11 protein-coding genes are annotated in these 12948 nt (G+C 48.1%); 9 read left to right on the top strand and 2 right to left on the bottom strand.

Annotated features, from left to right (window positions below; all coding sequences use genetic code 11):
• The first annotated feature begins 2 nt into the window (after positions 1–2).
• The 9 genes from GJR95_RS15360 (at position 3) to GJR95_RS15400 (ending at position 9689) form a co-directional block, all read left to right on the top strand.
• Positions 3–1889: a hypothetical protein gene (locus GJR95_RS15360; RefSeq protein ID WP_162386710.1), complete on the top strand. Its 1887-nt coding sequence runs from the start codon at positions 3–5 to the stop codon at positions 1887–1889.
• A gap of 6 nt (positions 1890–1895) precedes the next feature.
• A complete protein-coding gene (locus GJR95_RS15365; RefSeq protein ID WP_162386711.1) occupies positions 1896–4295 on the top strand; it encodes a hypothetical protein in 2400 nt (799 codons plus the stop codon).
• Positions 4296–4324: 29 nt separating this feature from the next.
• A complete protein-coding gene (locus tag GJR95_RS15370; protein ID WP_162386712.1) occupies positions 4325–4804 on the top strand; it encodes a hypothetical protein in 480 nt (159 codons plus the stop codon).
• A 60-nt stretch (positions 4805–4864) separates the two neighbouring features.
• Positions 4865–6925 (top strand): hypothetical protein, encoded by a 2061-nt coding sequence (locus GJR95_RS15375; protein WP_162386713.1) that lies wholly within the window; start codon positions 4865–4867, stop codon positions 6923–6925.
• A 3-nt stretch (positions 6926–6928) separates the two neighbouring features.
• The gene (locus GJR95_RS15380; RefSeq protein ID WP_162386714.1) at positions 6929–7564 is read left to right on the top strand and encodes a hypothetical protein; all 636 of its coding nucleotides are present in this window, start codon (positions 6929–6931) and stop codon (positions 7562–7564) included.
• 278 nt (positions 7565–7842) lie between these two features.
• A complete protein-coding gene (locus tag GJR95_RS15385) occupies positions 7843–8205 on the top strand; it encodes a hypothetical protein (protein ID WP_162386715.1) in 363 nt (120 codons plus the stop codon).
• A 4-nt stretch (positions 8206–8209) separates the two neighbouring features.
• On the top strand, positions 8210–8671 hold the full coding sequence (locus GJR95_RS15390; protein WP_162386716.1) for a hypothetical protein: 462 nt from the start codon (positions 8210–8212) through the stop codon (positions 8669–8671).
• A complete protein-coding gene (locus tag GJR95_RS15395; RefSeq protein WP_162386717.1) occupies positions 8668–9126 on the top strand; it encodes a hypothetical protein in 459 nt (152 codons plus the stop codon). The genes GJR95_RS15390 and GJR95_RS15395 overlap by 4 nt, the downstream gene beginning before the upstream one ends.
• The gene (locus GJR95_RS15400) at positions 9123–9689 is read left to right on the top strand and encodes a glycoside hydrolase family 19 protein (protein ID WP_162386718.1); all 567 of its coding nucleotides are present in this window, start codon (positions 9123–9125) and stop codon (positions 9687–9689) included. The genes GJR95_RS15395 and GJR95_RS15400 overlap by 4 nt, the downstream gene beginning before the upstream one ends.
• Before the next feature lie 264 nt (positions 9690–9953).
• Here the strand turns inward: GJR95_RS15400 and GJR95_RS15405 are convergent, their stop codons facing one another.
• Both GJR95_RS15405 and GJR95_RS15410 read right to left on the bottom strand, forming a co-directional pair.
• A complete protein-coding gene (locus GJR95_RS15405) occupies positions 9954–11354 on the bottom strand; it encodes a serine hydrolase domain-containing protein (RefSeq protein WP_162386719.1) in 1401 nt (466 codons plus the stop codon).
• A gap of 989 nt (positions 11355–12343) precedes the next feature.
• Entirely contained in the window at positions 12344–12769 is a 426-nt protein-coding gene (locus tag GJR95_RS15410) for a response regulator (protein ID WP_162386720.1), read from the bottom strand.
• Positions 12770–12948 lie beyond the last annotated feature (179 nt).

Here is a 12948-nt window from a genome sequence, read left to right on the forward strand (position 1 = left end):
TGATGAAAAAGCTGCTCATTCTCTGGCTGTTCGTAAGCGGTAGCCTATTTGGACAAACGACGTACCGAAATACCTTCCGGGAAGACGGCAACGATTATACCTACGTTCCGCAGGAGGCCAAAGCTACAGTCAACTGGAAGCGTTTTCCGCGCTTCAGTATAAACAAAGATTGGGTTTACTGGGGGCCTCGCTTTAAAAAGCGGACTGGTGAGATTGGGGAATGGGACGATGATTTTGCCACTCATGGGTTTCGGCAATTAGTACCAAACCTGAACTATAGTGGTACCGGAAACGATGCGGTCAACTATCAGGACATCTTAAATAATACGGGCGATAAGTACATGGGCTACGTGCTCATGCCGGGCACCACTGGCCAGATGCCCGATTATTTAAAAAATCCCTATAACGCCCTATCCAATTCCGATCCACGCAAAGCCGAAATCGGGAAATACATCAATTCACTGATTCCGGTAACGGATGCTGCCTCGGCTCGGCTGATGGGTAATTGGATGGGCGATTTGATTAAAAATCAGATCTGTGGGGGCAAAATTCCGAAATGGGTAACGATTGATGAAGAGTCAGCACACTATTGGGATGCCGGTGGCGAAGGCAGTTTGCGACTCTTCGTGGGCAACTTATACCTGGGCATTTTAGATGTCTGCACCACCTCGAAGATTTTTAGCTATGGGCCTAAGCCCATTCACACGCCGAAATATACGGGTTATGCCGATATGGGCAGGAGCATCGGTGGCTATCTCTTTACGGAGCATCCAACCTTTGGTCCCAACTTCTGGTGGACGACCGGGAACACCTCAGCTCCGCTTGATGTCAACAATCCACTTGCCCAGGCATTAAGAGCGAATGGTGGCGGTGTAGCCGCAGGCGACCATTATTGGCGGACCACAATCGGTGGTATGACAACCATCTACCAGAAAGATGGGAGTGGTAATTTCATTATGTCGGGTGGTCGGCGTGTACTGAGAACCGATAATTCCCAGACAACCATCTTTGGGAAAACGTTTACGGTTTACGGTGCTGATCCGAATTATTTCGGGCAAAATGAATATGACTATCATACGAGTTGGCTGTATGAAGATCTAAGTGGCGAAGAAGCAAATCGGTTCTGGATGAATGGGCGCAATTACGCTCTTCGTAAGAACGATCGTTCGTCCGATTTTACGGGTGTACTCCTCGGTGATTGGTATAGGACCAACACGGAGGAGGCCAATGCGCCGGGTCAGGGGGATCCGCGCCCGATCGACCCCGCTGCGCAGGAGATGGGCACGATTTTTAGAGCGCTCTTGCACGATGCTGAATTCCTCTGGCATGGAGAATATCTCCAGCGAGGCCCAACGACCCACGACAGCCAGGCCGTTCAATTTCCGGGGGTAACCACAAACCTAAACGGCTACAAAACGAACCTCGGCCAATTCGAGTACATCGTCAAGGGGTTGCATCGGTTCAGTGAATTTGAAGGAAGGCCCTGGGGAAACTGGTACTGGGTTCGGCCGCATCGGGGTATCGATGTCGATGCTGACAAGTGGAAAGAAGCTGCTATTCGTGGCAGAATTAGTGAGACGGGCAACCATGTGCAGATTGCCGCAGCCTGGCCCATGCTCGATCCATCGGACGTTGTTCGCGTCGACGTGTGGGTCGATACGGGAACGTGGAAGTCAGGCTCAACCCATTTCAACATAACCGGCAGAAAAACCTACCTGGATTGCTGGCAGGTGCCTGATGTGCCTCCCGGTACAACCATTCTCCCTCAACACCTACGATTTCGCTACACCAGTCCGCTTGTGTCGCCAACGGTAACCGTGACCTGGACCGGCGATTACCGCTTCACGGCCAGCAATAGCGAGACAATTCCCACCGCGATCGACAACTAATCAACCATGAAAAAGCTACTTTCTCTATATGCGCTGCTCTGGCTGACGGTTTCAGGCTATGGGCAGGGTATTCAAAATGTCAAGATTCGGCAGATGCCCAAACCGGGGCCGTTTCTTTATAATGTCAGTACAATACGGGATATAACAACCTATCCCCTTACGACAGCCGGGTTAAATAGCTTTACCGCAGCCGCATCGTCAGGAGCATTCTCCCTGACCGTCAATTGCCCCTGCGGTGATATCGCCGTTATTCCTGCCGGCACCAAACCACCCCTGGTTCCTCCCTGTGCCACCAATTGTACCAGTGCGCCGTCCTGGGGATCTTCGTGGTATGATTACGATGGTACGACATTAACGATTCGGGCGACGGGTGATGACATGGTTCTGCGGTTTGAGCGGCAGGATGGACAGCCAATTTCGACCATAAATCCAGATAACGTACACATTGATCACATCCAGTTTTTTGGTCATGCGACCATCAATGGCGTCTATCAATGGCAGGCCAATTTTACCAATGCCCCTCCGCTCAAGCTGACCTATAAACGGGTCAGTGATAATGCCACGTTTGTCAAACTGCTAACGCCGGCTAATGGCGCCAACAACGTAAACCTGTTCCTGGCCAATAGCGGTGGCGGCTCAGGGTGTGACTATAATTTAGTCGTTAATAGCCCCTCTGTGAGTTGTGGCGCATCAACCACACTAACTGCTGTAGCATCAGGAACGGCAGCAACCGGGCTTACTTATTCGTGGTCATCAGGACAAACAACACCTTCGATCGTCATAACGGCTCCTTCATCGAATGGCTCGTATGGCTACACGGTCACCACGTCAAAAGCGGGCTGTTCGCCTAAATCATCGACGGGGACGGTTTCGGTTTCGGGCTGTGTCGTGCAGCCAGGTACAGTTGATTTCGTCTCGCAAACCGATGAAGGCTGGATCAATTCGGATGCTACTGATCTGAAGTTTATTGAAAACTCGGTGATCAAAATCGGGTTCCGACGATCGGTTGGGGCAACCCTGTGTTATGCTGCCTTTAAATCGACGAGTCGCAACCTGATTAATGATTATCAGGTTGACGATGCCCGATTTGATGACCCACTCGGCCGATATCAAAAAGTATTCTCCGACAAAGGCCGTCAGGCGATGCTGGCCGGGTCGATTTACTGGACGCCGGGTTCAGGCTGGCAGGTGGTTCCCGGCAAAAATACCAACCAGTACGGGTTCGATACCGGCGGGAACGTCGTACAAGGCGGGTCGCTCGGCAACTACTATGACGAGTCCCAGATTGTCGCCAGTCGCATTTATACACACCCGAAATACGGGCAAATGTTTTATGCGAAAATTCGGCCTCGGGTTTGGGCCGTACCAGATGAGTTTGTCGACATCTATGAAGAATGTTGGGTCTGGTTGCAGGGAGAAACCTCGACGATTGGCTACTATGCCCGTCAGATCGTAGGGCCGGGCATTATCAATCCCCAGATGAAATACGAAGGCCGTTCGCAGGAATTGCCTTGTGTTTATGCGATTGCTCCGCTGACCTATCAGCGCATGGCCGATGCCAATGCGACACCGTGGACGAATGCGCCGACCGTCGATCGATTCAAGTACGGGTTCTCGGCCAACAACAACTTCACCAAAGCCTATGCCACACCTGAATGCTGGGCCAGCTTGAGCGAAGGGGCTGATGGCGTAACACTGGCACTCTACACGCCCGGTATCGATCGGGGGGATGGGGTTCGCGTTGGTCTGAACAGCCGCTTCAACATGGGGCAGTTTGTTGGTGTATTTGGCGATTGGAAGGATAATGCCTGTAGCTATGCGAATGCCAACCAGTTTCAGAACTACGACAATCCTGGCATTTACGAGAACTCGGGGTATCTGGTTATGGCCAGTAGCCTGGCTGATGCGCGGTCAAAAATCAATGCCCTACCTCGTCCCGATCAAACCTTTGATTTCAGCTATACCGACGATAACCACCGCTGGTGGAATCTGGATTGCCGGTTAAAAAAGGAGTCTGGTTTGTGGAATTGCTACATCGGTGATACCAAAACGGACAATAACGTTACGAGCGCCCATGGTCAGTTCATTAGTCCGTATGGTGCCTGGGATGCCAGTCAAATTCACACGATCGAGTTCGATATGGCCGTGACAGGTATATCCGCACTCTGGGTTGAATGGTACGCTCCCGGTGAAGAAAACGATATCACCAAGCAGCACCGGAAGGCCATTACCCTAACCGGTGATGGGGTTCGCCGTACCTACAGCTTTTCCACTTCGGATCCTGCCTGGACAGGCACGATTGCTACGATCGGCCTTCGGGCCATTCGTGACGATGGTTCGCAGGGAGCATTGCCCATTACGAACGGCGGTAAAATCATTCCTTACCGGATTCGAAAAGTCAATTAATCGCAACCAATTAATTATTCCTCAACTAGATGACGACAAGCGAATTACAAGCAATGAGTGGCCAGTGGAAACTTGCCGACTTCTTTGCCGATGGCAGTAATTATTTTTCGACTTACTTCTGGAATCTGGCTCACCCTTCCTGCCCAATTTCTTCTAGTTGGTTATATGTCGAACGGTGGCCGGATGGTCGACATGGGACGCTGACCTTTACTAATCTCACTCAGTGTGCTGCGACCACTACCAGCGCAATCAATGCAGCCGCAGCCATTAACTCAATCGAATTTGAGACAATGACCAACATGAGCGGTGAGCAGGTACAATGGTACTGCAACGATGATGCGCTACCCTTTTCGTTCGGGCGTGGTATGGAGGATAAAAATTACCGGGTGTATTTCGACAATGGAGGAAACACGATGGTTTGGGAGCATGACTATTACAACAGTCAAGACAATTATGTGACCAAAGCAATTGTCTGGGTTCGTGCCTCGGGCGGTCCGGCTATCCCTTAAATCAAATTGGCCACTGTCGATTCGGGCAGTGGCCACCATTCCAATCTTGTCTCTGACTCCATGAAACGTAACTTATTAACCATCGTATTTAGTCTGCTTGTAACTGCCGTTCTCGCTCAGGACTTTTCCTGGGTTGGCGTTCGCGGACAGCCTATTATCAATACGGTCCCATTGGCTTCTATTTACGGCAATGAGACGGCAACGGTTAAGCTCTATTACTCATCGGGTGGATCGGTCTATCCGACAAAAATGCAGCCAGCCGTTGTTCAAGCTGGCGTGTCGCTTACGGTGACGATATCAGCAGTTCAATCAGCAGCCTTGCAAAATGAAACCTTCGTTGAAGTCGTAACGAATGGAATACGTCGGTATACGGGAAAACTGACTATCGGAGAAACCATGCCTCCCGGTGGAGGATCAGGTTCAACATCAACCGTTACGTGGAATCAGATTTTACAGAAACCGACTAGTTTTCCTTCTACGATCGCTGATGTTGTCGGGTTAAGTACGGCGCTGGGTCTGAAGATCAACAGTACCGAAGTGTATTCGAAAAGCCAGTCAGACAGCCGGTTTAAAGCCAGCAATTATGTTCCGAGTTTCGCTGAACTAACGGGCAAACCCAACTTTTTTTCAGGCAATTATTTTGACCTGTTAAATAAGCCAACCATTCCTACCTCCGCAAGCCAGGTGGGAGCTTGGACGAAGACTGAAGCCGATGCCAGGTATGTAGACCTTTCCAGTGCGCAGACAGTTACGGGTAAAAATATTGTTGCGACTAGCCTGGTAAGTTCTTACGTGGGTGTGCATAACGGTGGTCAATTCGTCGCTTCATCAGGTAATGGAGGATCAGGAGGGGGCAGTGCTGCAACGATAATAGCGGCTACTGGTACGAATGCTAACGGAGGATACACGCATATTCAAGGTTTATATGCAGGTGTAGCGTATACGGCTCCCATCGTAATGCAGGATCAGGGAGGTAGCGTAAGGATCGGTTCGACTACTGAGGTAGGATCTGGGTATAAATTGCAAGTCTCTGGTCCTGGGATTTTTACAGGGGATTTAGTAATTGGTGCTGGTGCTGCTCAAACAGCCAGGAACGACCCTACTAACTTCAACCTTGGTAATGACTACGCCCCTACTACAACAGAAGGGTTGAAAGCGTATCTGTATAGAGGCTCCTCCTATGCAGAAGCTTATGGATTCGGTATAGCCCCTAGTACCTTGATACACCGAGCAGGAAGTAACGCGATTCATCTATTCCAGTCTGGATTGACTGATATCGCCTATGTTACGGCGAACGGGTTCGGATTTCGAAATACTACAGCTGGCAATCGCAATGCAATGACTCCCAGTACTGGCTTTATGATTAACCAGACTGACAGCTGGCCAGGCACGTATCGATATAACGGTTCAGTCTGGGAACGGTATCTAATGTCGACTGAAGCGGGTAACGTTTCAATACCGGGCAGTCTGACCGTAGGAGGTAATGTTATCCAGTCCAGTGTTTTGCCGGGTTCATTGAGCACAGCCTATACGCAACAGCACTTGGGGCAATCCGCTGTCATACTGGCATCGCTATCTTCCAACGACCTTATTCTAGCCAATAATGCCTATCCTATTTCAGGAGGAGGATTCAAGTACAAAAATGATGGACCCGCTTCGCTATTCTTTCAATCAGCGAGTGGGTCATTATACATTTTTACGGCTCCATCAGGCATCAAAGATGCAAACGCAACCTTCACCTCTCGTTTCTCGATCGACCTAGCTGGCAACATAACGGCTAAGCCTTTTGCGTCTCCCGGCATATCCCCTACGACATCTGCCAGCGTAGGAATGGGTACTTCTCCTTCATCGATCATCACGAACGCTACGACTTACGGAGGTGGAGAGATCTACTTTACTACTGGCACTACTCCTTCCGTAGGTAAGATAATGACTTACACCTTCAATGTAACTTTAAATCAGACTCCTCACATATCTCTAGCAGCCTATAGCGATGCCGCAGCTACGGATTTTAGCAGGTACCGGGTTAAGAACATTACGACTACTGGGTTTGAAATCTGGGCTGTAACTGCCCTACAGCAGAATACTGAATACGCCTTTACATTCACTATGACTCAATAGATTATGGGAGCTATCAATCGAAACGGAATATTATATGAGTTAGCCAAGCGGGTAATCACGCCTGCTGTAGCTGAAGTACCAGGTACGTTTAATCCAGCGTCTGGTCAATTTGAGGGAGGTTCACCTGCTGTACCTGCTGTCACAGAAGAGTACGAAACTGGTGTGCAATGTGGTATCGAGGTTGAAATAGACCCAAACCCGCTCATTACCATTCCGCACACACGAACCGCTAAACTGGTCGAATCGCGGGATGAAGAGGATCTGCATAAGCTGGTCACGATTCGGATCGTGTATTACGATTTGGATGGAGTTCCCATGCTCGAATCCATACGTAATAACGAAGCTCTGAGTGTGGATGCAAAAACATATCAGTCTACGCTATTTGCCTCCTACCAGCTGGCTCCCAAGTCAACAAGAGGGAGCTACATGATGCCCTCAACGCTGGAAATCGTCTATCCTGACGAATCAGGCAACTATCCAGAAGGGGCCATTCCTGAAATACTGCTCTATCAAAACGTAACCGATGCGCAGGTGCAGGCTATGGGCATTGTACCAGCTGGTGTGGTTTCTTCCCAACAACGAGTGTATGCCATGACCATCGTCGGTATTCGCGCTATTGTAGCCAGGGCAGGTATTTAATCAAGCATGGTAACACAAAGCCTCGTCCAGCCAGTAGCTAGACGAGGTCCCGGAATTCAGCTTTTAATGAAAGCCTTAAGTTACCGAAACTATCATTAGAACAATATTTCATATCTAAAAATGATAGATAAAGTGAGCTACAAATTGATTATCTGGCAACAAAAATCCCTACTAGCATGGCCAGAAGGGATTTTTACACTAAAAGTCTCTATCAAAAGCTCAAGTTACCGAGAATTACAATTCGACAATATATTCTAAAACCGTAACTCAATCGACCTGTGAACGAAACCCCTTTCATCGATTCAATACCGGGCGACGCTCTAATTTTTTTGTGCCTGATCGCTGGTAGCCTCGCTCGGTTGACCCGAAATGAGTCGATTGGGGCAATGGCCGCTCTCAAAGAATTTTACTGGTCGCTCATTGTTGGTGCTGCTATTACCGGCTGTGTCATCTATCAGGCGGAATGGCACATGAAAACAGCCTGGTGGGTTGCTCTGGCGGCTCCGCTGGCCAGCAGCTTAATTGTCGAAATCTTGATTGCCAAAGGCGATGAAATTAAGAAAATGCCAATCAAGGAATTGCTTCCATTCATTTTGGATGAAATACAAAAACGCTTTTCAAAAACCACCGTAAAACCGTAAAACCATGAAAGTACTGACCATCGTTATTCTGTTTCTGGCCATGAACGCCAGCGTTGTGTTTTTAGCGGCTCTGCATAAAGTCCCAAAACTGGTTCGCCTATCCGTAGCAGGCATTGCAGCATCGTTTGGATTAACCCTGCTCCTGGTCTGGAAATGGTCTATTCATTCCAACTATGGGATCATTGCCCTCGGTTTGTCAATTACACTAGCCGCAGCCACCGGCTTTCGCCATACCCATAAGGCCGTCATGACACGGGATGAGCGGGTAAAACTGATTCGTGAATACGCGATCGGTGTCGTGATTACGTCGGTAGCCGCCGTACTGGCCACAGCGTTGATCCTCCAGCTGAACGAACCGGCAGCCGCTGCTCCAGTGGACGCAACGCAGGCGCCTACCTCAACAACCGTTGCGATCGGGGATAGTACGCAGAAAGCAATTGATCAGTTTAACGCCCTGTCGAAATGAAACGCGAACGACTCTTATTGACTATAGTCAATATCCTGCTGTTTTGCGCTGGTATGCTGCTTTGTCAGATGGCTCAAGGGCAGTCTACAATACCTATGTACGCCAATCAGGATCCTGGCTACTGGTATAATCTGTATCAGGAAGAACAAGCTAGGGCCAACGGTTTAGAGGTTTCTGGAAAAACTTCCATCGATGGATTGAAAGCCAGTCTGAGTGCCGCGAATGATACCATTATAAAGCAGAATGCAACCCTAGTTCGACTCGTCAAAGAGCGCAATGGGCAGACTGATCGAGCCGTGAAAGCTGAAATCGCATTAAAACCGGTTAGGGACGAACTCGCCAAATATGAAGGCAAAACCAATGCGGGAAAAGCTATCCGAAAGGTAAGTAACGCTTTGACGTACATAGGGGGCGGAACTGTTCTGTTTTTCGCCATTAAAGCAGCTGTACCATGAAAGCACTAACAGTCGATATGCTGGTCCGGTGCGGGGCTATCCGCACAGGAGCCGAGAAGTACGTCGAACTATTGAACGAACTACTTCCCTATTACAAGATCACAACACATTTACGTTTATCCCATTTTCTGGGGCAAGTGCTGCATGAATGCGACTCGATGAAAACCGCTGAAGAATATGCGTCAGGGGCAGCCTACGAAGGTAGAATGGATCTGGGTAACACCGAACCGGGCGACGGGATTCGCTTCAAAGGTCGGGGGCTGATTCAGTTAACCGGCCGGAAGAACTACACGGCGTTTGCGAATAAATTCAACATTGACTGCGTGAACCATCCTGAACTGATTGCTTCACCTCGCTGGGCAGTAGCTTCAGCGCTGAACTTCTGGAACGTCAATAAACTGAATGGCTGGGCCGACTTCGACCGGGTCTGGGAAATCAGCTGTATCATCAATATTGGCCATGTGCCGAAACCAGACGAAAAACGGCAGTTGCCAAACGGATGGAAAGAACGGCAGCAATGCCTTGGACGCTGTAAAGTCGTTTTGCAGAAATTGTTTGTGTAAGAAAGTATAGGTTGGCTAATTAGGGTTAACAGAAAGCCCGGATCTGCTAGGTCCGGGCTTTTTTAATTCTGATTGACTACTGACATCGTATGGGTCTAAATCATTCGGTTAGCAACTGGCGGAACTAGGTTGTCAAGTTGTCCGAATTAACCAGCGTTTTCGTGGGATTGAGACTTTCTTTGTTCAAGTAGACGCAGATGATCTCCCCGACTTAATATATGGACGATTCAGAGATAACTTGGAAGAAAAAGTCAAATCAAGCCATTATCGTTGATTGGTAAAGCCCAATAAGATGTACCTCGCCAAGAGTTCGTCAGCAGGCGACTGTTGATTAAAATTGCCCCCCGTGATCACCGTGACCATGTTTTGCCCAGGCCAGATGTAAATCCGTTGGCCACCATTGCCTTGGGCGGCAAAGCCATCGAAACGACTCCCGCCCGCATTTAAATACTTTAACCACCACAGGTAACCATAATTTACATTTTGTACCACTGAGTGTTTGGTTAACGATGTGGTAATCCAGTCCTGTGAAATGAGTTGCTTCCCTTGCCACCGGCCCTTATTTAAATATAGAAGGCCAAACTTAGCCATATCCCGGGGACGCAACGAAAGCTGACAGTAGGTTTCGGCACTCGACGAATCAGGCTGAAAGTGCCAATCAAACTGGGTGATGCCCAAGGGAGCGAATAAAGTTTGTTGGGCAAACTCAGGAAGGGATAACTTGGTCTGCTTTTCAACGATACGGCCTACCGTAATAGGATTACCAGAGCAATACATCCCTTTGCCTCCAGGCACATCACTCATGGGCAAATCCAGCGTATATTTTACCCAGTCCGCTGAATAATCCATCTGGGTTTCATTACCTACTGCGTGCGCATCGCTAATGTCACAGTCTAAACCACTTTGGTTAGCCAATAAGTGGGCAATGGTGATGGTTCGTTTGGCATCCGAGTTGTTGCTAACCTGGTATTCGGGGAAGAATGGTAAGACTGGTTCGTGCACACTTTTGATTAGCCCTTTATCAATGGCAATACCGGTTAAAGCGGAAATAAAGCTTTTGGTGGCTGAGCGGAGTTGATGGAGACGCTGTTGGTTATATTCATAGAAATACTCTTCAAACACCAACCGACCATCTTTAATAATCAAAACAGAATGAATATTGGGATAAGTGCCCTTAACAATTTGTTGAATCATCGTCGTTAGCAGGGTAGAATCTAAACCCGATTGTTGAAGACCGCCCACTCTCAACCCGTCCTGTTCAGCTATAGGTGGGTGATAGCTATAGGATTTGTCGGATTGCCCTATCCGGGGATACCACATTTGGATGGGGAACCGCAGCGTATCACTGAGTTGGCGAAATTGTTGTTGGTTGACCCAGTAGGCGATAACTTTCCCTTGTGGGTCTCGCTGAAAGCGGATGGTATCTTTACTTTGATTTCGAAATAGGTCATCGCCAATGGGATACAGCGGGTAGCGACTCTCGGCAATAATCGCATAGAGGAGTGAATCTCGGGGAGAAGCTGCTAGCTTGAGCGTGGTTCGATTTTGGTATTGGTAAAGTCCCTGGAACTCCTTAAGTTTTTGGTAAGATCGGAAGGAGGGTGGCTGGGCTTGGCTGGTCAGGGAAACTACGAGAAGCAGAGTAAGGAGTAAGCACTTATTCATAAGGGAGGTACTGAATGATGACTAGCGTTCACCTTGGTTATGGCAAGGACTGTACCAAGGCAGCAAAATGCCTTTAGCTGCCGCTATTACTTTAATTAGGGTAGGCCGATGTCCACTGCCGGACATTACTGTCCGTTTTTAACCTATCAGGTTAGGGTCACCGAAACAAGTTGAAAGAGCTGCCAAGTGTAATGCGATTGGACTAGTAGCTAGTCTAGCAGTTTACCTGTTCGCTTCGTAGGAGGAGGATCATATAGCTATTAAGAGGGCTTGAGAAGGAGTGAGTCACGAATTCCGTATCCTTGATGCCTCATCTATCCCTCTATTTGCTGCATTTCACAAAACGCCTGTTTCTCGAAACGTTTACAAAAGCATTAATATCACTATCCTTTTGAACTATATATAGTATCAAATTGCCATCTCACGATTCAAGGTCTTTTTTATAAATCTATGCCTGAGTATATGAGACGCTATTTTGGCCAAAAAACGTCGGCGACAGCCAACCGATTCAGACAGTGGTAAGAAAAGACTTACTTTACCACGAATCATATTTAATTATGGCATGGATAGAAGCGGAAAACCCGGATCACTAAGTCCGGGCTTTTTTATTATCTATATTCCGAAGAGGGTATACTGTTCTGTGACCCGTAGCTCAATTGTTCCGCTTAATAGCTTCGTTTTCCTATATCATCTTATATAAAATAAAAGGAGATTAGTTAGGCAGTCATTATTTGACAAGTTTATTAGACATAGAACTGGTCATAATCGACTATCGTAGCCATAGCTAAACTGTCTTATTATACCAACGTGGCTGTTGCACAACTCAAGTCTAGTCAAAATTGTGATTAGCAAAGCCGCTGGCTGGTCAAAATCCCATGTTTATGGAAGGATAAAACGGGCCTTTCGTTAGTCAATAATCACCCAGAATAAACTGCCATTTTTGTGAAGAAGTACCTTTCCCAAGAGCGTTCCGACTGGTTAACTACTCATTACCGGGTAAAGCGCTTGGGATGATGGCATTCCGTCCAGTAGGCAATAATGGCCGCCAACTGAGCTTTCCAGGCAGCGTAAGTGGCCGTCTTTTCAAATAGTCCCTGGATGGTTAATTCATAGGCTTCTTCGACCATCTGTTCTTCAACCGGGTGGGTCATAAACACAAACGGAATACACTTTTTGCGCAGGCCTGGATCCTGATCGATTTGTTGGCGAAGCTCTAGCCCACTCATCCCCGGCATACTGATTTCGGAAATAATCAAAAAGGGAATCTGCGTCGTTGCCTTCAGGTAGTCCAGAGCGGTTTGGCCGTTGCCGAAAACGAGGACAGGATGAGGCAGAGCTAACTCCGACAAGGCCTTTTTGAACATGTCGTGATCATCGTCATCGGCGTCAATAAAGATGATTGGGTGCTCGTTCATGGCTACCTAGGGAATAAAGAAAGGGTAAAATAAAAGCCCGGTTCCATACCGAGCTTTCCAAGTTTTTTGTTTTTCTAACGTTGAGTGAAACGATATCGATCTATGGTAGAACTGCTCAAGAGGCAGTGAACAACTGAAGATAAAAACCCGTCCATTTCTCATGTAGCTTAAATCATACC

This window comes from Spirosoma endbachense (assembly GCF_010233585.1).
In the GTDB taxonomy this organism is placed as follows: domain Bacteria; phylum Bacteroidota; class Bacteroidia; order Cytophagales; family Spirosomataceae; genus Spirosoma; species Spirosoma endbachense.